Source organism: Streptomyces sp. TOM-9 (assembly GCF_056858595.1).
On record NZ_JBXEQB010000001.1, the window covers coordinates 3,393,500 to 3,412,380 of the forward strand.

Below are 18,881 nucleotides of genomic sequence, written 5' to 3' on the forward strand. Positions count from 1 at the left end.
CCGGCGCCGGCCCCGCCTCACGGGCCCCGCGGGCCTCGGGGCGCGTCGTCCGTCCCGTCCACGTACTGCAGCAGTCCGTAGGTGAAGCCGGCGGTCCGGCGGCCGGCCCCCGGCGGGGCGTGCGGGTCGGTGAACTCCAGCCGCCAGCGGGTCGGGGCGTCGCCCTCCAGGGGCCGTGCGGGCGGGAACGCCCGGGCCACCTCGTCGACGGTGCAGGACCACGGCGTGAGGTCGTCGAGGCCCGACAGCTGCGGCCCCCGCTCCCCCGGGGCGCGGACCAGCCACTCGTTCCAGACCGCCCCGCCGCCCGGGGCGCACAGCACCTCGAACCGCAGGGCAGGCCACAGCGGGACCCGCCACAGCAGCGCCGGGCAGGTCAGGTCGCCCACCTTCCGCCGGAGCACCGCCTCGGGCGGCCCGAGTACCGCGCGGTAGCGGCGCTCGCCGCGCGGGAAGCCCTTGGCGTGTCCCCATGCCTGCCAGCGGCGGTTCGCCTCCCGCATCTCGGTTCGGCTCGCCCCGAGCGTGCGCAGCGCCTCCTCCACCAGTTCGGGCCGGTGGTCGGCCATGCGTCGCAGCAGGACGAGCTGGAAGCCCCTGGGGCCGAAGTCGTCGATCGCCACGCCCCCATCCTGCCGGAGCGCCCCCGGGGCCGGACATGGCGGCGCCCGCCGCGGGACCTGGCCCCGGGGCGGGCGCTCACGGACGACGGAGGCCGGTCAGCCCCAGCCGTTCCCGTTCCCGTTGCCGTCGCCGGAGTCCGGGTCCGGTGTCGCGCCGGTCTTCGCCTCCAGGGCCGCCCGGGTGTTGGGCCCGTAGACGCCCTGCGGATCGCCCTTGACCCCGTAGAAGAACTGGAAGCGGGCCACGGCGTCGCCGACCTTCCGGTCGAATTCGCCGTTCGCGGGGCCGTAGTAGAGCCGCACCGCCTTGAGACGGTTCTGGAGGTCCACGACGGCCGGTCCGCTGTCACCGCGCTGCAGCGTCGCGGGCGCCGGCGGCGGCGCTGCCGAGCTGGGCGCCTGGGAGACCTGGCCGCTGGCGGACGCCGTCGGCTGCGACGTGGTGGCGCTGGGCGTCGGGGCGCCGGTCGTGGCCGAGGCCGAGGCGCTCGCGGACGCGAGCGTGGAGGGGGTGGCGCTGGGCGAGGCCGAGCGCGAGGCGGATGCCGAGGGCCGCGCGGAGGACGGCAGTTCGACCGCCGGCTCGGAGGCGCCCTGATCGGGTGCCGCCTCCGTACGGTCCGGCAGGCCGGTCAGCTGGGCGGTGAGGAAGACCGCGCCGACGGCGAGGCCGACCGCCCCGATGCCCGCGCCGGCGACGAGCGCACCGCGGCGGCGGCGATGGGCCCCGGCGCGGCGCCTGCTCACGGCACGGGACGGGTAGGGCACCAGTTCACGGGACGTGGCGGCGACCGGTACCGGCAGCCGGTCCGAGGAGACCGTGCCGAGGTCGATGACGTCGGTGTCCTCCTCCGGCCCAGCGGCCCCCGCGGCCTCCTCCGGCGGCACCGGCGCCAGGGGCGCGGTCGGCGGGTCCGCGTCCTGCGGTGGGAAGGCCTTGGCGGCCCCCGCCGCCACGGCGGCCGGGACGGCCTCCTCCGCGTCCGCGTACTCCTCCGGTCCCGGCACGTACGGCCGTACCCGGAGGGACTCGTACTCGTGCTCCTCCTGCGAAGCCGGTGATGCCGGCTTGTCAGACGCCACCGGCGCCCCCTCCCCATCCCCTGACAGACGCAGTGATTATGCAGACCGCGCATGCCCGGTGCCCAGCGCCTCCGTTCCCGACGGTCGTACAAACGGAGCCAATCTTGTGGAAAGGGTGTGAATATTTATAAGGAAGTGACGTGAACGCGGTACCGGAGCGCCGGTGCCCGAGCGGAACGAGTCCGTATGGCGCAGGACGACACCACTTCCCCCGCAGGGCAGGCCATGGCGGACGGCCCGGGGGAAGTGACCGACAAGCGGTCCGTCCACGTCGCGATCGGCGCGCTCGCGCTCGGTCTGCTGCTCGCCGCCCTCGACCAGACGATCGTCTCCACCGCGCTGCCGACGATCGTCAGCGACCTGGGCGGGCTGAAGCACCTCTCCTGGGTGGTCACCGCCTACCTGCTGGCCTCCACCGCCGCCACCCCGCTGTGGGGCAAGCTCGGCGACATGTACGGACGGAAGAAGCTCTTCCAGTCCGTCATCGTGATCTTCCTGATCGGCTCGGCGCTGTGCGGCCTCTCCCGGAGCATGGGCGAGCTCATCGCCTTCCGCGCGCTGCAGGGCCTGGGCGGCGGCGGACTGATCGTCCTGTCGATGGCGATCGTGGGCGACATCGTGCCGCCGCGCGACCGGGGGCGCTACCAGGGCGTGTTCGGGGCCGTGTTCGGCGCGAGCAGCGTGCTCGGGCCGCTGCTGGGCGGGCTGTTCGTGGACACCCTCAGTTGGCGCTGGGTGTTCTACGTCAACCTGCCGCTGGGCATCATCGCGCTCGCCGTGATCGCGACCGTGCTCCACATCCCGGTGCGGCGGACCACGCACCGCATCGACTACGGGGGCATGGTGCTGGTGGCGGCCGCGGCGACCTGCCTGGTGCTGATGACCTCACTGGGCGGTACGACCTGGGCCTGGGGCTCCTGGCAGGTGGTCGGGCTCGCGGTGCTCGGCGTGCTGCTGGTCGCGGCCTTCGTCCAGGTCGAGCGGCGGGCCGAGGAACCGGTGCTGCCGTTGCGGCTGTTCCGCATCCGCACCTTCTGGATGTGCTCGGTGATCTCCTTCGTCGTCGGCTTCGCGATGTTCGGCTCGCTGACCTTCCTGCCGACCTTCCTCCAGGTCGTGCACGGCTACTCGCCGACCTGGTCCGGCGTGCACATGATCCCGATGGTGGTGGGCATGCTGGTGGCCTCCACCGCCTCCGGCCAGGTCGTCTCCCGCACCGGCCACTACAAGGTCTTCCCGATCGCCGGGACCGCCGTCACGATCGTCGGGCTGGTCCTGCTGCACGGGCTCGACGAGACCACACCGGTCTGGGCACTGAGCCTGTTCCTGCTCGTCTTCGGCCTCGGGCTCGGCCTGGTCATGCAGGTGCTGATCCTCGTCGTGCAGAACGCCGTCGGCTACGCCGACCTGGGCGCGGCCACCTCCGGCGCCACCTTCTTCCGCTCCATCGGGGCGGCCTTCGGCGTCTCCATCTTCGGCACCATCTTCTCGACCAACCTCGCCCGCGAGGTCACCGCCGCCCTCGCCGGGCTCACCCTGCCGCCCGGCTTCGACCCGGCGATGATCCAGTCCGATCCGCGCGGCGTGCGGCAGCTCCCGCCGTCCCTGCGCGACCCGGTGCTGCACGCGTACTCCACCGCCATCACCAGCGTCTTCCTGTGGGCGGTACCGGTGTGCGCGTTGGCCTTCGTCCTGGCCTGGTTCCTTAAGGAGCAGCCGCTGCGGCGCACCCTCACCGTGCCCGACGCGAGCGAGACGATCGGCACCAACCCCGTGGACCGCTCCTCCCTCGACGAGATCGCCCGCGGCCTGAGCGTCCTCGGCAGCCGCGAGGCCCGCCGCGACCTGTACGTACGGATCACCGCGCTGACCGGCCTCGGCCTCCAGCCCGCCTCCGCCTGGCTGCTGCTGTACATCGCCCGCACCGGCTCCGCCGACCCCGTCGACCTCGCCCTGCAGACCACGGTGCCGTACACGGTCATCGAGGGCGCCGCCTTCGAGGTCGAGGAACACCGCTACGCCGTCCGCCGGGGCAACCCGCTGTACCTCACCGAACGCGGTCAGGAGGTCGTGGCCCTGCTCACCGAGGCCCGCCGCAAGGTGCTGGCCGAACTCCTGGGCGACTGGAACCCCGAACGCCACGCCGACCTGGCCGCCCTGCTCACCCGACTGACCACCGAACTCTGCGGCCAGGACCAGGACCGCCCCGGCCCCCACCGCCCCGCGGCGTGAGCAGGCGGGGCGGCCGGGACCGGGACGGTCACCGCGGTGACGCGGCGAAGGCGGCGAGCGCGGTGAAGTCGGGTTCTCGCAGGCCGACACGCGGGTCGACGTGGTGCAGGAGTGCCGGACCGGGGTGGTGGGTGGCGACCCAGTCCGTGTCGGCGGGGCCCTGCTCGTCGTCGACCCAGGCGAAGCGGCGGCCGGCGGCGTACGCCACGAGCGCCTCGGTCTTCCAGTGCACGAGGTCGGGACGGTGCGCGAACAGCGCGGCGCCGAAGTCGACGTACGGCAGCTCGGGCAGGCCGATGACGGGCGCGATCCAGCGGTTGGCCTCCGCCATCCAGGTGGTGGCCCAGCAAAGGTCGAAACCCAGCCCGAGCAGCGCCTCGCCGTGCGCGGGGTTGAGCCACACCCGCAGCGGGCGGGCGGAGACGCCGGGCGCCGGCACCCGCAGCGTGGTGTAGCCCTCGGGCCGCCGGGTGCGCTTGGCCGCGTACGGGTTGAGGGGGCCGTCGACGTCGAGGAAGAGCAGCGGCCGGTCCATGGTCGCAGCCTGACGTGCGGTGATCGCGGACGGCAAGGCGGTTTCCCGGGCCGGAGGGCGGCGCCCCGCGGGCACGGGGCGCCGCGCGGGGTCAGGCCTGCTTCGGCGCGGCCTGCTGGACGACCTCGAAGGACCACAGGGTGGACCCGCTGGCGGCCGGCCTGGGCCGCTCCGCACCGCCCTCGCCGCCCTCGCGGTGCGCGGCCTGCATCGGGCCGGACATCCAGTTGCTGAAGTCCTCCTCGCTGCGCCACCGCGTGTACACGAGGTACTGGTCGGTGCCCTCGACCGGGCGCAGCAGCTCGAACCACTCGAAGCCGTCCGAGCTCTCCACGGCGCCCGCCCGTGAGGCGAACCGCTTCTCCAGGACCTCGCGCTGCTCGGCCGGGACGGTCAGTACGTTGATCTTGACGACGCTCATACGTCCATCCTGCCTCAGCGCACGCGCATCGCCCGCCTAGCGGGCCGCGAACCACGCGCCGAGTGCACCACCCGCGGTGACCAGCAGCGTGAGGAACTTGTACGGCACGTGCTGCACTGTCAGGTGGAGTCCTCCGACTCGCAGCTCCAGAAAGGGTTGCGGCTTGCCCGATCCGTCGTTCGCCTGGCTCAACTCGGCCTCCGATACAGCCGTGCGGCCGTCGTCCCTTACGACCGCGACCAACCTACGGAACCGTAACCTACGGAACCGTAGGTTAGGTGGCCAAGTAACGCAGTTGGCCGAACGAGGACCGCGGTCCGTGAGAGTTCGATCGGGGGGAAATTCGCGTGCCCCCGGTCAGCCCCGCGTGTCACGCTGCCCGGCGGAATGTGTCGTCCCGAGCATGGAGGAGTGCGCTGTGTCCGAGAGCGGTGCGCATGCGGTGTCGGCCCTGTTCTCGCAGGGGCGGCTCACGGTCATCCCGCGCCGGGTGGCGCGGCGCGAGCAGTTGCTGCGGCATCTGACCGAGACCCTCTTCCGGCCCGGGCGGGACTACCACGAGCGCGAGGTCAACGAGGCGCTGCGCACGGTGCACGAGGACTGCGCGGCCCTCCGCCGCTACCTGGTGGAAGGCGGCTGGCTGGAGCGGTCGGCGGACGGGACCGCGTACCGCAGGACGCGCTGAGCCGCGGCCCCGGGCGGCCGGAGACCGCTGCGCGGCGGGCTCAGCGGCCGGCGCTGTCCCGCGGCTGACCGGGACCGGGAGCGGCCGGGCCGGGACCGCCCGGCGTGCCCTGCCGTTGCCCCGGTGCGAGCAGGACCACGCACACGGCGATGACCCACAGCCCGGCCAGCCCGAGGCCGATGAAGCCGGCGTACGGGATGAACATCAGCACGCCAAGGACGAAGGCCACCCAGCCCAGCCAGTGCGGCAGCGGGTCGCCGTCGCCGCGGGAGATCGCCAGCCCCGCCCCGAGCAGCATGACGCCGATCCCGGCCAGGATGGGCATGAACAGGTCGCTGCCGAGGGCGTTGAGCGCCTGGAGGGCGCCGCCGCCGACCAGGGCCCGGTCGCTGGCCTCGACCAGGCTGAGGGTGAGCCCGGCGCTGATCCAGAAGCCGAGGGCGGCCAGGATGCCGCCGGCGAAGGCGACCTGGGGCAGCCAGCCGGTGCGGTCGGACGTGGCCAGGACGTGCCGCAGGTAGCCGGCGAAGAAGACCAGGAAGAGTCCCGCGACGAGCAGCAGGTACAGGCCGACGCCCTGCCGCGTGTCGTGGGTGAGGTAGAACGCCCTGACCGCGACCCCCGAGCTGCCGATCCCCGGGGTGTCCCCCTGGAGCGCGTAGGAGACGGCGGCGAGGATCACGGCGGCCAGGCCGGTGAGCGGTCCGAGTCGCATCGGGGGGTCTCCGATCCGTCCGTTGGCCCCCCAGACCGGTTTCTGTCCGTACCGATGCTGTCACGGCTCGTGCGGGGCCGCCCATCGGCGGCGCCCACCCGGGGTGCGGACCGGTGCGGCTCAGCGGGCCTCGGCGACGGCGGCCCGCTCGGGCGTGGCCGCGGCCTGTGCGGGCAGCGTCACCGGGACGACCGTCTGGGCGCGGCGCTCCCGGCGGAAGACGTACGCGGCGAGGGAGCCGGAGCCGACCAGCGCGACGGCGGAGGTGGCGGTGCCGAGCCAGCCGGCGCCGAGCCACTGGCCGCCCGCGTAGCCCAGGCCCACGCTGTACGCGGCCCAGGCCAGGCCGGCCAGCGCCGACCAGGGCAGGAACTCGCGGATGCGGCGGTGCGCGGCGCCGGCGGTGAGGCTGACGACGGAGCGGCCGGCCGGGGCGAAGCGGGCGAGCACGACGAGCGCGCCACCGCCGCGGGACAGGACGGCACCCAGGATCTCCTGGGCGGTGGACAGCCGGCGGGAGTGCGCCACGTGCTGGTCGATCCACTCACCGCCGCGCCAGGCGAGGCGGTAGGCGGCCAGGTCGCCCAGGGTGGAGGCGACGGCCGCGCAGAGCAACAGGGCGAGCACGTCGAGGATGTCGTTGCCGCCGGCGGCGGTGCCGGCCGTGGCCGCCGAGATCAGCAGGACGCCGCTCGGCATCACCGGCAGGAAGACGTCGAGCACGATGGAGGCGGCTACCAGGGCGTAGATCCACGGTGAATCGAACAGGGAACCTGCTCCGATGAACACCGCGTCCTCCTCTCCCTGCGAGTGCGCGGCGCCACCGAGGTGTGAGGCGGTATCACGCAGAAGCGGTTCTTCTGCGATCCGCTCTCAGCCGTACAGCGTACGCCAGCCATGCTCCTGTGATCCCCTCGGGGCGCGTGACGTTTTCCTCATCTTCGATGGTGACGATCGGGAATAGCACGCGATTAACCGGGAGGGACGACAGAACGTCCCCGGAACGAGATGTTCCGCTCAGCCTCCGGCCCACATCATGGACATGCCACGCATTCGGCCCTCCGGCATCCGGCACCCGCCCTCGCACATGCGTACGCCCGCGACCGGCCGGCCCACTCCGGCGGGCCCGGAACACCACGCTCACCCGAATGAGTGAGTGCAGGGCGCTCCACCCGGTGGGTAGCTTCCGAGAGGAAAGCGGCAGAAGGCAGGGGGAACCACCGCACGAGAAACCTCGTTTCACCGTGAATTGATTGCCTAATCCACGCTTTTGTGCGCGTGGGCCATCGGGCCGCAAGGGAAGGACCATCCATGACGGTTGAGCCGGGTGTCGCGTCGGAGGCGGCGACGGAGAACGGCCAGTCCCAGCGGAGTCTGGGCACCGCTGCCGCGCGGAATTTGGCGACGACCACCAAATCCACGCCGCAGATGCAGGGAATCACATCGCGGTGGCTGCTGCGGGTGCTGCCGTGGGTCGAGGCCGCCGGCGGCGCCTACCGGGTCAACCGGAGGCTCAGCTACTCGGTGGGCGACGGAAGGGTGGACTTCGTCCAGACCGGCTCCGAGGTCCGGGTGATCCCGGCGGAGCTCGGCGAACTGCCGCTGCTGCGCGGCTTCGCCGACGACGCGGTGCTGACCGCGCTCGCCGGGCAGTTCGAGCAACGGGAGTTCACGGCCGGGGAGACGCTCGTGGCCGCCGGGCAGCCGGCCGACCACGTCTTCCTCGTCGCCCACGGCAGGATCGACAAGCTGGCCCCGGCCAAGTGGGACGGCCAGGGCGTGATCGGCAGCATCGCCGACGGCGACCACTTCGGCTCCGAAGGGCTGGCCGGCCCCGACAGCACCTGGGACTACACCGCCAGGGCGGCCACCGCCGTCACCGTGCTCGCCCTGCCGCGCCAGGCCTTCCAGGCCGTCATGCAGCAGGCCGACGGGCTGCGCGAGCACGTCGCGGGCTTCGTCACCGGCACCCAGCAGGCGCAGAACAAGTACGGCGAGAAGGCCATCGAACTGGCCTCGGGCCACGTCGGGGAACCTGACCTGCCCGGCACCTTCGTGGACTACGACCTCTCCCCGCGCGAGTACGAACTGAGCGTCGCGCAGACCGTGCTGAAGGTCCACACCCGCGTCGCCGACCTGTACAACCAGCCCTACAACCAGGTCGAGCAGCAGGTGAAGCTGACCGTCGAGGCACTGCGCGAACGGCAGGAGCACGAACTGCTCAACAACCGGGAGTTCGGGCTGCTGCACAACGCCGACTACCGGCAGCGCATCACCACGCACTCCGGACCGCCCACCCCCGACGACCTCGACGAACTGATCAGCCGGCGCCGCAACGCCCAGTACCTGCTGGCCCATCCGCGGGCCATCGCGGCCATCGGAAGGGAATTCAACAGCCGCGGTCTGGTACCGCACACCATCGATTTCCACGGCCACCACGTGCCGTCCTGGCGCGGAATCCCGATCCTCCCCTCCAACAAGATCCCGATTTCCCGGGAGAACACCACCTCGATCCTGGTGATGCGCACCGGCGAGGACAACCAGGGCGTGATCGGCCTGCACCAGACGGGAATTCCGGACGAGTACGAGCCGGGCCTCTCGGTGCGTTTCATGGGGATCGACGAGAAGGCGATCATCTCCTATCTCGTCAGCACCTACTATTCGGCGGCCGTCCTCGTCCCCGACGCCCTCGGCGTCCTGGAGAACGTGGAGATCACGCGTCCCGGAGCCTAGGCCCGGAGCCTAGGCCCGGAGCCTGGCCCCAGCGCGCACGCGGCCTCCGGGAGCGGCGGCGCGTGCTCGTGGCGGGGCGGGCGGCCCCGGCCGCCCCGCACCGTCCGCCACGAGCACGGCCGTCGGCCCTCCGAACCCCCGGGCGGGGCGGGGGTTTTCCCCACCCCGCTTCCGGTGGGCGGCCTGATTCCGGGCACATCGGACGCTCCGTAGCGTCCTGGGTATGACGAAGAGCACCCGCACGTTGAGGACCCTCGCCGCCGCCGCGGGCGTCGTGGCACTGATCGGTACGGCGTCCGCCTGCGCGAACGCCTCCGACGACAGCGAGCCGGAGCGCAAGAGCTTCGCGCTCGACGGGAACGAACTGACCATCGACTCCTCCGACAGCAAGGTGGTGGTGAAACCGGCCGACGTGGACGAGATCCAGGTCACCCGGTGGTTCGACGGCTGGGCCGTGTTCGGCGACACGCCGAAGGCCACCTGGTCGATGCACGGGCACACCCTGACCTTCCGCACCAAGTGCCAGGGCGCCGTGCAGGACTGCTCGGTGCGCCACGAGGTGCTGGTGCCGCGCGGGGTCCGCCTGACGGTGGTCAACGGCGACGGCAGCGTGGAGGCGAGCGGCTTCAGCACCCCGCTGGAGCTCACCACGGGCGACGGCTCGGTGGTCGTCCGGGACGTGACCGGCCCGCTCCGGCTCTCCAGCGGCGACGGCCGGATCGACGCCGGCGGCATCCGCTCCCGCGAGGTCAGCGCCCACACCTCGGACGGCTCGGTGAAGCTGGCCTTCGACAAGGTGCCCGACCTCGTCGAGGCGACGACCGGCGACGGCCGGGTCAGCGTCGTGCTGCCCCACCAGAGCTACAAGGTCTCCGCACGCTCCGGCGACGGGCACGTCAGCGTGGACGTCCCCCGCGACGACACCAGCGGCCACGTCGTGACGGTCCGTACGGGCGACGGCTCGGTGAGCGTCACGGAAGCCGGCCGCTGACCGCAACCGCCCGGCCCGTGTATTCGTCCCAGCCAGGTGGGAGACTGGAGCGGACAACCACCGGCGGCGGACCTGCGGGAGAGGGCGACTGTGACGACGGCACGCTCGTGGTGGCGGCGCGGGGACAACCTGCGCGCCGACGCCCAGGCCGCGAAGGACGCCGCCGCCGAGGCGTTCTACGAGCTGGACACCGCCCAGCGCGACCTGGTGATCTCCATAGAGACCATCACCGCCGTCGACAGCTCCCCCGCCGCGCGGCGCGCGAGCGATGACTTCCGGGCACTGGGCGAGCGCATCGACCAGGTCAGCGCCGCCTACATCGCGGCGGTGGACGCCTACGACCTGGACCGCGACGAGTTGGAGGCCGCCACCGCGGCCCGCGCCCGTACCGAGCTCACCAAGGCGAAGGACGACCTGGTCCGCGCCAGGACCGACCTGGACGCCTTCGCGCGTGGGCTCGGCCCGCTGCTGGACAAGGCCGAGACCCAGCTCGCCCGCCTCGCCCCCGCCGTCGAACGGGCCCGCCAGGCCCTGCTCGCCGCGTCCAACGCGCTGGACGCCGTACGGGCATCGGGTCTTCGCGCCGACGACCTCGCGGCCCGGCTGGCGGCCCTCGGCCCGGAGCTGACCAAGCTCAACCAGGGCGCCGGCACGCACGGCGTGCAGGAGACCATCCGGCGCGCCGACGAGGTGCTGCGCACGGCCGAGGCCATCCGCGCGGAGGCCGAACGCCTGCCCGAGCGGGCCCGTGAGATCGACAAGCGGATCGTGTCGCTGCGGACCCGGACCCAGGCCCTGGCGACCCGCACGGAGGGCGTCGATCCGGTCCTGAGCGAGCTGCGCCGCCGGTTCAGCATGGCGTGCTGGCAGGACCTGCAGCACGTGCCGGAGCGGGCGACGGAGGCCGTGGGCCGCGCGGAGCAGAAGCTCTCGGAGGCGGCGAAGGCCCGCGACGAGCAGCGCTGGCCGGACGCGACGGCCCTGCTCGGCACGGTGCGGGCGCTGCTCGACGACGCCGACGCGGCGGTGTCCGCGGCCGGCGACCGGCTGCGGCGGCTCAACGAGGTCAGCAAGGACCCGCACGGCGAGATCGAGCGGACCCGGTTCGCCGTCCGGGACGCCCAGCGGCTCGCCATGCAGGGCCGTACGACACCTGAGCAGCGGCACGCGCGCCCCCTCGACGAGGCCGTCGCCCGGCTCGACCGCGCCGTCGACGGTCTCCAGGGCCGGCACCCCGACTGGTGGCACTTCCTCACCGAGACCGCAGCGGTGCGCGACATGGCGGCCCGGGTCGTCGCCGCGATCCGCGAGGACCGTGCCTCGGGACGCTAGCCGTACGCGGTGGGCCACCGGCGCCCAGCCACCGCCACTACCGCCCGGCGCAGGACAGCGCGGCGCGGATCTCGGCGGCGGGGTCGCCCTCGTGGTAGACCCGCTCGCTCGGTTCGATGTTGTCCAGGAACTCCTGGTAGCGGACGGCGTACAGCAGATGCGCCAGCGGCTCGCCCACCGTGAGCGCCCGCCGGGGGTCGGCCGCGGGCAGCAGTGCCGACCAGGTCAGGACCCAGGCCTCGGCGGCGGCCTCCCAACTGCGTGGGTCGAGGAACCCCTTTGGTCGCAGGCCGTCGAGGACGGGGTGGCCGTAGTGGCTGTCGGCGAAGTCCACCATGACGACGCGCCGCCCGTCGCAACGCCAGTTCCCCGGGTGGAAGTCACCGTGCACGACGGTGTGCGGCAGCCCGCAGGCGTCCAAGTCCGCGACGAGCGCGGGCAGTCGCCCGGCCAGCCTGCGGGCCCGGGTCCGCTCCGCCGGGGTGAGTTCACGGCCGGCCTGGCCGTCCAGCAGCCGGTGCACCCGGGCGGCCAGGGTCCGTGGTGTGCGGTCGGGCAGCCCGGCGGGCGCCGTCTTCGTGGCGAGCGCGGCCTGGGCGGACGCCAGCCGCCGCGCGGCGGCCGCCGCGACCTGCGGGGCGGCCCGCCGGCAGTCGTCGCCGGGCACGTGCCCGAGCAGCACCCTCCGCCGCGGGGTGTCCGCCGCCAGGACCTCGGGGACGAACGCCCGGTCCACTGCGGCGAAGAGCCCGATGACGGTGGCCTCGCAGGCGTTGAAGCGGGGGCTGGTCGTCTTCAGCCAGGCCGTGCGGCCGTCGCCGGTCGTCATGCGGAACAGCCCGGACAGGTTCCACGTCCTGACCTGCTCGGCCGTGCCACCGCCCAGCACGCCGTGCGCCCAGGCCAGGGCCTCGCGCAGGCCCGGCGCCGTCGCCCAGTCGGCCCGCAGCTCCTCCGGGCCCGGGAGCGCACGGTCGCCGCCGCGGCCCGCGGGCCCGAGCGGCACTCCGTCGGGCGGCCTGCGCAGTGCCTCGGCGTGGTACGTCACCGCGCCGTCGCGCCCGCCTTCACCGCCCTCGACCGCGACCAGCCGCAGCACGGCCACGGGCACGCCGAGCAGGGCCTCCAGGCGTGCCACGACCTCCGTGACGTCGCACCACCAAGGGGCCGCGACGGTGAAGGGGCCGTATCCGCCCAGCCGTTCGCCGTCGTACGTCACCACGACGTCGACCACGCGTCCTGCCGCCTGCTGCTGCGTCACCCCGGCAGTGTCACGCGCGGGGCGCCGTCCCGCGAGGGTCATCCGGCCCCGTCGCGGCCCGTCAGCCGCAGCAGCCTCCGCCGCAGCAGCCCCCGCCGCCCGCGGCCGGGCGGGGGGCGGCCGCCGCGGAGGCGGCGGCGGTGCCGCCGACCGCGACCGTCGACAGGAGCTTGACCGTGTCGTCGTGCCCGGCGGGGCACTCCGCCGGCGCGGCGGACTCCGCCATCGGGCGGCTCAGCTCGAACGTGGTGCCGCAGGAGCGGCAGCGGTACTCGTAACGGGGCATGGGCACAGATTAACCACGGCTCACAGCTTGCGCGCCAGGGTCAGTCCGTCCGCCACGGTCAGCAGCAGCCCCTCGACGCGCCCGTCGGCCGCGACGCGGTCGTTGAACGCCCGGATCCCCGCCGTGTCACCGGTGGCGCGCGGGTCCACGACCCGTCCGTGGAAGAGCGTGTTGTCGGCGGCGATGATCCCGCCGGGCCGCATCCGCGGCACCAGCTCCTCCCAGTAGTTGACGTAGTTGCCCTTGTCGGCGTCGAGGTAGACCAGGTCGATCCACGGATCGCGCGGCAGCGCCCGCAGCGTGTCCAGGGCGGGCGCGATCCGCAGGTCCACGCGGTCGGCGACACCGGCCTTGGCCCAGGCCTCCCGGGCGACCGCGGTCCACTCCTCGGAGATGTCGCAGGCGATCAGGCGCCCGTCCGCGGGCAGCGCCTGCGCCATGGACAGGGCGGAGAAGCCGGTGAAGGTACCGACCTCCACGACCTGCCGGGCGCCGGTCAGCCGCACCAGGAAGGCCAGCAGCGGACCCTGCTCGCGCGCCGACTGCATGCCCGCCGCGTCACCGAAGCGGGTGCGCGTGATCTCGACCAGTTCCTCCTGGACCGGGTCCAGGGGCGGATTGTGCTCGAGGACATACGCGTACAGTTCGGGCGTGAGCTGCGGGTTCTTGGTCTCGGGCACGGCTGCTCCTTAAGGTGGCGGCATGTACGTGGATGACGTCCTCGCCCTGGTGCCCAGCATGCCAGGCAGGCGGGTGCTCCTGGGGTTGGCGGGCGCGCCCGCGGCGGGCAAGTCGACCCTGGCCCGTTCGCTGGTGGCGGGGGTCGACGCACGGCTCGGCGCGGGTACGGCGGCGTACGTGCCGATGGACGGCTTCCACCTCTCCAACGCCCAGCTCGACCGGCTCGGACTGCGCGGCCGCAAGGGCGCGCCGGAGACCTTCGACGTGGACGGCTACGTCCACCTGCTGCGGCGGCTGCGCTCGTGGCAGGGCCGCGCCGTCTACGCGCCGGACTTCGACCGGGACCTCGACGAGCCGGTCGCGGCGGGGATCGCCGTACTCCCCCAGGCCCGGCTGGTGGTGACGGAGGGGAACTACCTGGCCGACGACGGCGCCGGCTGGCACGAGGTCAGGGACCTGCTGGACGAGCTGTGGTTCGTCGAGGCCGAACCCGAGGTGCGTGAGGACCGGCTGCTGGCCCGGCATGTGACGGGCGGTCGCACGGAGGCGGAGGCCCGGGCCTTCATCGAGGCCAGCGAACGGCCGAACGCGCTGCGCGTCGAGGCGACGCGCAGCGCGTGCACACGGGTGGTGCGGACCGGCGGTGTCAGCGGCGCGCCACGCTGAGCATCCGGCGCAGGATCTCCTCCCCCGCCGCCACGCCGGGCAGGGTCAGCGCGTCGACGTGCGGCGCGCCCCAGCCGGTGTCGGCGAGTTCACCGTGGCCGGGACGCCAGGCGGTGTGAGCGGCGAGCAGCAGCTCCGCGTCCAGGAGGGAGTCGCCCGCGGCGAGCACGTGGTCGGCGCCGGTACGGCGGACGACCTCGGCCAGCGCCGCCGACTTGGTGAGCGGCTTGGGCACGGCGTAGACCTTGCGGCCCTGCAGCGAGACCGTCCAGCCGCGCTCCTCCGCCCATTCGGCGAGGTCCTTCACCCAGCGCTCGGGCAACAGCGACCGCTCCACGACCAGGTAGACGAACAGGTCCTCGGCGACGCGTTCCTTGCGCAGCCAGGTCTCGTCGCAGGTGCGGGCCATGAACTCGCGGACCTCGGCCAGCGGCGCGCAACCCTCGTCGAGGCGGCGGCGCATCTCGGCGTTCCAGTCGTGGTCGGTGTGCCCCTTGACCAGGATGTGCCCGCCGTTGGCGCAGATCGCGTACCGGGGCACGGGGCCCGGGAGGTTGATGCGCCGGTACTGCTTGCGGGTGCGGGTCGTCGCCGGGACGAACTCGGCGGCGGCCGCGAGCCGCTGGATCAGCGCGGCGGCGTTCTCGGTCATGAAGGACAGCGGCCGGCCCTCGTGGACCTCGACGCACAGCAGCCGCGGCGCCTCCTCGTCGGCCATGGACAGGGCCAGGGCCGACGGCGAGTAGATGAGGGTGCGGTCCAGGTCGCTGGCGACGAGGGACTTCACGATCTCGGGGCGCTGCTTCACTTGGCCTCCACCGCCTTGCCGTCCGTTCCGGTCGCGCCCCGGGTGAAGCGCGGGTGGATCAGCCCGACGCACGAGTACGGCAGGTCGTCCACCTCCTCCACCGGGACGCCGCGCTGCTCGGCGAGCAGCCGGATGTGCGCCAGGTCCTGTCCCGCGCCGCGCCGGGCGAGCACCCGCCACGGCACGCGGCGCAGCAGCACCCGGGTGGTCTCGCCGACGCCCGGCTTGACCAGGTTGACGTCCCCGATCCCGTACTCCTCGCTGATCCGCTCGACCGCGGCCCAGCCCTCCCAGGTGGGCGTGCGGTCGCCGGCCTGGAGCTCCTTGAGGTCCCGGGCGACCTCGTCGGTCACGGCGGCGAAGCGGGCCGAGACCTCGTCCAGGAAGAGGCCGGAGACGTCCGAGCCGGCCAGCTCGCGGTAGAACTTGGCGCCGTGGAACTCGTCGGGGCCGATCAGGTCGGCGCGCAGCACGGTGCGCGAGACGAGGCCGGAGACCGTGGAATTCAGGCACGCGGACGGGATGAGGAAGTCGTCGCGGGTGCCGAAGGTGCGGACGCACGAGCCGGGGTCGGCGAGCACCGCGATCTCCGGGTCGAAGCCCCCGTACGGGGCCACGGCGTCGGCCAGTTCGCGGGTGATGGCGCCCTTGCCGGTCCAGCCGTCCACGAACACCGCCCGCGCGGGGTCGTGGTGCTCCGCCAGCCAGCGCAGGGCGGTGGTGTCGATGCCCCGGCCGCGGACGATGGACACGGCGTAGTGCGGCAGGTCCAGGCCGTGCGCGTGCCGGGCCCAGCGGCGCATCAGCACGCCGACCGGGGTGCCCGCCCGGGCCAGCGACACCAGGACGGCGTCCGGTCCGCGTTCGGCGAGCACCAGTTCGGTCACGGCACCGACGGCGCGGGCGATCCGGCCCGCGGATTCCGCCAGCGCGACCCGGAACAGCTCCTGGTACTCGGCGCTGGGCTGGTACTCCACGGGCAGCGACTCCGCGTAGTGCGCCCCGCCGCTCTGGATCGCCTCCTCGCGCTCCTCGGTCGGCGCCTCCAGTTCGGTCTCGGAGAGGTCCTTCAGCAGCCAGCCGACCTCGTCGGGCGCGTACGAGGAGAACGCCGGCCCGCGCAGCGGCTCCGGGAGCGTCGGGGCGGGCGGGCGGGGTTCGTACGAGGGGACCACGGCCAGCAGGAGCCTTTCGGTGTGTCCGGCGAGCTGCGCGAGCAGCCCTCCGGGGGCGTGCAGGGCGGGCGTGTCGCCCGCGCTGTCCACGACGGCGACGATCGCGTCGAAGCCCGCGCCCGCCACGTTGTACGCGTAGCGCTCGCCGGGGCCGTCCGCCGGGTCGTCGTGGTCGGGGAAGGTGATCCGGGTGCGTATCGCGTACCCCGGGTCGTCCACGGCCAGGACCGGGGAACGCGTCGTCGTGGAGAACCGCACCTCCGCGGCGGGCAGGGCGTCCTGCAGTGCCCGGGCCAGCCGCAGCGGGGCGTACATGAGCTCCTCGTTGCCGAGCACGAGGACGCGGGGTGCCGGGGCGTCCCCGGCGCCGTCGCCGTCGCCGGGCGGGCGCAGGCCCTCCGCCAGACGGGCCGCCATCGCGGGCAGCGCCGCCTCCAGCCGCGCGCGGTGCGCGGGAGTGAAGCCGTGCCGGCCGCCGTCGGGCAGCCCGGCGGGCCAGTCCAGGTGCACCCGCCGGGGTGCCGCTCCCGCGGCCGGGCGGGCGGGCTCGGCGGCGCCGTGCGCGGCGACCAGTGCCCGGCCGCGCTCCAGCACCCCGTCCGGGAGGACGACCGTGCCCGAGGCCAGGGCGAGGACGTCGACGCCCGCGCCCAGCTCCGCCGCGAACCCGGCGAGCAGTGCGCGGTCGGCCTCCGAGCGCATGTCGACCAGGGCGACCACGACGTACCGGCGGCGCGGGTAGCGGGTGTGCAGCGCCCGCACCGTGTTGAGCACCGTCCGGCCGGTGGAGAACTCGTCGTCGACCAGCACCAGCGGCCCGTCCCCGGCCAGCAGGCCGGCGTCCTCGGGCAGCAGCAGGTGCGAGGTCGCGTGGCTGTGCTCCTCCTCGAAGCCGCCGACCGGCTCGGTCCCGGGGACCGGGCGCCGCGTGGAGTGCAGGTACGGGGCGGTGCCGACGCCGTCGGCCACGGCGTGCCCGAGGCCCGTCGCGGTCTCGGCGTAGCCGAGCACCACGGCCCGGGCCGCCTCGTCCTCGCCCAGCAGCTCCCGCACGCGCACCCCGAGCCCGTACCCGGCGTCGTAGACGACGTGCGGACGCTGCGGCACGTGCTTGCCCAGCACGTTGGAGACGAGCAGGTGCGCCCGCTTGGGGTTGCGGCGCAGGGCGAGGCCGAGCAGACCGCTCAGGCCGTCCCCCCGCAGGGTGACCCCGAGCCGGTCGGCGACCCACTGCCCGGACCAGACGTGCTCCACTGCCATGCCTTCGGCACTCTCCCTCTCGTTGCCGGTCACGACGGCACGCACGCGGAGAGCAGCTCGACGAAGCCGATCTCCTCACGCGCCACGCCGAAGACCTCGGCGCGCCGCACGGTGCGCTCGGCCCAGGCGCGGTGCGGCTTCACCTCGTTCATCTTGTTGGTGTAGGCCGAGCGCAGCACGCCCCCGCCGCTGCGGTCCTCGTGCAGGATGTCGACGGCGTCGCTCCACTCCTCGTGGGAGACGACGCTGAGCGCGTGCACGGGCTGGACGTGCGAGGGGTGGATGCAGGTCTTGCCCTGCAGGCCGTTCGTCCGGTCCAGTTCGATCTCGCGCAGCAGCCCGTCCATGTCCCGCTGGATGAGGGCCTCGCGCAGGTCGACGGCCTCGGGGACGAAGGGGCTCTGCCGCAGCAGCGGCTTGAACATGCGCTCGGAGTGCTTGAAGTACTCCCAGACCGGCCCGGTGATGGTGAAGCCGGTGCCGTCGGCGCGCCCGAGGACGTTGACCACGTCGGCGATGATCGAGGCGACGATGCGGACGTCGTAGGCGGTCATGTCGGGCGAGCGTCGCAGCCCGTAGGCGGAGCAGAAGTCGGTGACGCCGAGCCGCAGCGCGAGCACGCGGTCGCGGTACTTGTCGACGGTCCGGGAGATGCCGTACAGCGTCTCGGTGCGGGTCTCCAGGTGGAGCAGTTGCGGGGACTCCAGGACCGGCATCGCGTACAGCCGCCGCCCGCAGTCCGCCTCGGCGGCGGCGAGGGCCTCCAGGAAGGGGACCCCGGACTCCTCGGTGAACTTGGGGAGCACGAATCCGGAGAGCAGGGACACGTCGTCGCCGAGCCGGCGCACGAGGTCGGTGATCTGGCCGGGGGTGCGGACCCGTATGAAGAGCAGCGGGGGGTCGCCGTCGGGGATCCGGTGGGCGAGATCGCCGAACTGGCGGACCAGGTTCTCCTCCGCAGCCTCGACCTCCCGGTCGTCGATGGAGTCCTCCAGGCACAGCACCATCGACACCACACCACGGGCGGCCTGCTTGAGCACGTCGTCGGCGAGCCTCGACCGGGTGGCCGGGCAGTAGAGGGTGGCGCCGAGGGCGACGGCGAGCGTGCCGGCCGACGAGGCCGCGGTGAACTCGGCGGGCTCCCGGTGGAAGAGCTCGTTCCGTACGTCCGGCGCGAGGTGCCCGAAGTGGCGCATGCTTTCCCCCGTGGCAGGTGGTGGTTGGAGAGAGGTGGGAAGCGTCCCCCGACGCCGTGGCCGATTATCGTACGTGCGAGCCCCCTGCGGACGTTCCCGGCGTACGTGAAAATCAGGTAACCCCCTCGGGTCCGGTACGTGTCGCCCTGTCCCCATCTTTCCCCGCCGGCGCACCCGCCGTACGCCCCGCGTTGTGGG

The 18,881-nt window shown here is 73.6% G+C and carries 19 protein-coding genes; 6 read left to right on the forward strand and 13 right to left on the reverse strand.

Features of this window, described 5'->3' with window-relative positions:
• Positions 1 to 17 precede the first annotated feature (17 nt).
• Together AC1VWI_RS15900 and AC1VWI_RS15905 are read right to left on the reverse strand one after the other, a co-directional pair.
• Positions 18 to 569, reverse strand: a complete 552-nt coding sequence (locus AC1VWI_RS15900) for a hypothetical protein (RefSeq protein ID WP_499516821.1) — start codon at positions 567 to 569, stop codon at positions 18 to 20.
• A 150-nt stretch (positions 570 to 719) separates the two neighbouring features.
• Entirely contained in the window at positions 720 to 1,706 is a 987-nt protein-coding gene (locus tag AC1VWI_RS15905) for a peptidoglycan-binding domain-containing protein (protein WP_499511665.1), read from the reverse strand.
• Positions 1,707 to 1,892: 186 nt separating this feature from the next.
• Here AC1VWI_RS15905 and AC1VWI_RS15910 point away from each other — a divergent pair, with 186 nt between their 5' ends.
• Complete coding sequence (locus AC1VWI_RS15910; protein ID WP_499511666.1) at positions 1,893 to 3,938, forward strand: MFS transporter; 2,046 nt, start codon at positions 1,893 to 1,895, stop codon at positions 3,936 to 3,938.
• Between the two features lie 28 nt (positions 3,939 to 3,966).
• Here the strand turns inward: AC1VWI_RS15910 and AC1VWI_RS15915 are convergent, their stop codons facing one another.
• From AC1VWI_RS15915 to AC1VWI_RS15925, 3 genes are all read right to left on the reverse strand, one after another.
• A complete protein-coding gene (locus tag AC1VWI_RS15915) occupies positions 3,967 to 4,473 on the reverse strand; it encodes a hypothetical protein (protein WP_499511667.1) in 507 nt (168 codons plus the stop codon).
• 91 nt (positions 4,474 to 4,564) lie between these two features.
• The gene (locus AC1VWI_RS15920; protein WP_499511668.1) at positions 4,565 to 4,894 is read right to left on the reverse strand and encodes an antibiotic biosynthesis monooxygenase family protein; all 330 of its coding nucleotides are present in this window, start codon (positions 4,892 to 4,894) and stop codon (positions 4,565 to 4,567) included.
• 36 nt (positions 4,895 to 4,930) lie between these two features.
• A complete protein-coding gene (locus tag AC1VWI_RS15925; RefSeq protein WP_499511669.1) occupies positions 4,931 to 5,137 on the reverse strand; it encodes a hypothetical protein in 207 nt (68 codons plus the stop codon).
• 160 nt (positions 5,138 to 5,297) lie between these two features.
• Between AC1VWI_RS15925 and AC1VWI_RS15930 the strand changes: the two genes are divergently transcribed.
• A complete protein-coding gene (locus AC1VWI_RS15930; protein ID WP_499511670.1) occupies positions 5,298 to 5,579 on the forward strand; it encodes a DUF2087 domain-containing protein in 282 nt (93 codons plus the stop codon).
• A 40-nt stretch (positions 5,580 to 5,619) separates the two neighbouring features.
• On the opposite strand, the gene AC1VWI_RS15935 is transcribed toward AC1VWI_RS15930, so the two are convergent.
• Positions 5,620 to 6,294: a hypothetical protein gene (locus tag AC1VWI_RS15935; protein WP_499511671.1), complete on the reverse strand. Its 675-nt coding sequence runs from the start codon at positions 6,292 to 6,294 to the stop codon at positions 5,620 to 5,622.
• Between the two features lie 120 nt (positions 6,295 to 6,414).
• Positions 6,415 to 7,083 carry a DedA family protein gene (locus tag AC1VWI_RS15940; protein WP_499511672.1) on the reverse strand — a complete coding sequence of 223 codons (669 nt, stop codon included), beginning with the start codon at positions 7,081 to 7,083 and terminating at the stop codon, positions 6,415 to 6,417.
• Between the two features lie 522 nt (positions 7,084 to 7,605).
• Between AC1VWI_RS15940 and AC1VWI_RS15945 the strand changes: the two genes are divergently transcribed.
• The 3 genes from AC1VWI_RS15945 to AC1VWI_RS15955 all read left to right on the forward strand — a co-directional run bounded on the left by AC1VWI_RS15945 (position 7,606) and on the right by AC1VWI_RS15955 (position 11,350).
• Positions 7,606 to 9,027: a family 2B encapsulin nanocompartment shell protein gene (locus AC1VWI_RS15945; RefSeq protein ID WP_499511673.1), complete on the forward strand. Its 1,422-nt coding sequence runs from the start codon at positions 7,606 to 7,608 to the stop codon at positions 9,025 to 9,027.
• A 223-nt stretch (positions 9,028 to 9,250) separates the two neighbouring features.
• On the forward strand, positions 9,251 to 10,018 hold the full coding sequence (locus tag AC1VWI_RS15950) for a DUF4097 family beta strand repeat-containing protein (RefSeq protein WP_499511674.1): 768 nt from the start codon (positions 9,251 to 9,253) through the stop codon (positions 10,016 to 10,018).
• Between the two features lie 90 nt (positions 10,019 to 10,108).
• Positions 10,109 to 11,350: a hypothetical protein gene (locus AC1VWI_RS15955; RefSeq protein WP_499511675.1), complete on the forward strand. Its 1,242-nt coding sequence runs from the start codon at positions 10,109 to 10,111 to the stop codon at positions 11,348 to 11,350.
• A gap of 37 nt (positions 11,351 to 11,387) precedes the next feature.
• Here the strand turns inward: AC1VWI_RS15955 and AC1VWI_RS15960 are convergent, their stop codons facing one another.
• From AC1VWI_RS15960 to AC1VWI_RS15970, 3 genes are all read right to left on the reverse strand, one after another.
• On the reverse strand, positions 11,388 to 12,611 hold the full coding sequence (locus AC1VWI_RS15960) for a phosphotransferase (protein WP_499511676.1): 1,224 nt from the start codon (positions 12,609 to 12,611) through the stop codon (positions 11,388 to 11,390).
• 61 nt (positions 12,612 to 12,672) lie between these two features.
• Positions 12,673 to 12,897 (reverse strand): FmdB family zinc ribbon protein, encoded by a 225-nt coding sequence (locus AC1VWI_RS15965; RefSeq protein ID WP_499511677.1) that lies wholly within the window; start codon positions 12,895 to 12,897, stop codon positions 12,673 to 12,675.
• Positions 12,898 to 12,917: 20 nt separating this feature from the next.
• Entirely contained in the window at positions 12,918 to 13,577 is a 660-nt protein-coding gene (locus tag AC1VWI_RS15970) for an O-methyltransferase (protein WP_499511678.1), read from the reverse strand.
• A gap of 22 nt (positions 13,578 to 13,599) precedes the next feature.
• Here AC1VWI_RS15970 and AC1VWI_RS15975 point away from each other — a divergent pair, with 22 nt between their 5' ends.
• Positions 13,600 to 14,244 (forward strand): nucleoside/nucleotide kinase family protein, encoded by a 645-nt coding sequence (locus tag AC1VWI_RS15975; RefSeq protein ID WP_499511679.1) that lies wholly within the window; start codon positions 13,600 to 13,602, stop codon positions 14,242 to 14,244.
• Here the strand turns inward: AC1VWI_RS15975 and AC1VWI_RS15980 are convergent.
• Genes AC1VWI_RS15980 through AC1VWI_RS15990 form a run of 3 tightly spaced genes read right to left on the reverse strand, consistent with a single transcriptional unit; the run spans position 14,225 to position 18,683 of the window.
• Entirely contained in the window at positions 14,225 to 15,052 is an 828-nt protein-coding gene (locus tag AC1VWI_RS15980; RefSeq protein WP_499511680.1) for an HAD family hydrolase, read from the reverse strand. The two genes, AC1VWI_RS15975 and AC1VWI_RS15980, sit on opposite strands and share 20 nt — an antisense overlap.
• Entirely contained in the window at positions 15,049 to 17,487 is a 2,439-nt protein-coding gene (locus tag AC1VWI_RS15985; protein ID WP_499511681.1) for a phosphoribosyltransferase, read from the reverse strand. Before AC1VWI_RS15985 ends, AC1VWI_RS15980 begins: the two co-directional genes overlap by 4 nt.
• A gap of 29 nt (positions 17,488 to 17,516) precedes the next feature.
• Positions 17,517 to 18,683, reverse strand: a complete 1,167-nt coding sequence (locus AC1VWI_RS15990) for an HpcH/HpaI aldolase/citrate lyase family protein (RefSeq protein ID WP_499511682.1) — start codon at positions 18,681 to 18,683, stop codon at positions 17,517 to 17,519.
• Positions 18,684 to 18,881: the final 198 nt, after the last annotated feature.

What these genes read in the sequence shown, in the direction of transcription:
- AC1VWI_RS15950 (WP_499511674.1), top strand. Translation starts at nt 9,251, where the DNA reads ATGACGAAGAGCACCCGCACGTTGAGGACCCTCGCCGCCGCCGCGGGC.
- AC1VWI_RS15990 (WP_499511682.1), bottom strand. Translation starts at nt 18,683, where the DNA reads ATGCGCCACTTCGGGCACCTCGCGCCGGACGTACGGAACGAGCTCTTC.
- AC1VWI_RS15900 (WP_499516821.1), bottom strand. Translation starts at nt 569, where the DNA reads ATGGCCGACCACCGGCCCGAACTGGTGGAGGAGGCGCTGCGCACGCTC.
- AC1VWI_RS15935 (WP_499511671.1), bottom strand. Translation starts at nt 6,294, where the DNA reads ATGCGACTCGGACCGCTCACCGGCCTGGCCGCCGTGATCCTCGCCGCC.
- AC1VWI_RS15915 (WP_499511667.1), bottom strand. Translation starts at nt 4,473, where the DNA reads ATGGACCGGCCGCTGCTCTTCCTCGACGTCGACGGCCCCCTCAACCCG.
- AC1VWI_RS15945 (WP_499511673.1), top strand. Translation starts at nt 7,606, where the DNA reads ATGACGGTTGAGCCGGGTGTCGCGTCGGAGGCGGCGACGGAGAACGGC.
- AC1VWI_RS15985 (WP_499511681.1), bottom strand. Translation starts at nt 17,487, where the DNA reads ATGGCAGTGGAGCACGTCTGGTCCGGGCAGTGGGTCGCCGACCGGCTC.
- AC1VWI_RS15920 (WP_499511668.1), bottom strand. Translation starts at nt 4,894, where the DNA reads ATGAGCGTCGTCAAGATCAACGTACTGACCGTCCCGGCCGAGCAGCGC.
- AC1VWI_RS15930 (WP_499511670.1), top strand. Translation starts at nt 5,298, where the DNA reads ATGGAGGAGTGCGCTGTGTCCGAGAGCGGTGCGCATGCGGTGTCGGCC.
- AC1VWI_RS15975 (WP_499511679.1), top strand. Translation starts at nt 13,600, where the DNA reads ATGTACGTGGATGACGTCCTCGCCCTGGTGCCCAGCATGCCAGGCAGG.
- AC1VWI_RS15910 (WP_499511666.1), top strand. Translation starts at nt 1,893, where the DNA reads ATGGCGCAGGACGACACCACTTCCCCCGCAGGGCAGGCCATGGCGGAC.
- AC1VWI_RS15965 (WP_499511677.1), bottom strand. Translation starts at nt 12,897, where the DNA reads ATGCCCCGTTACGAGTACCGCTGCCGCTCCTGCGGCACCACGTTCGAG.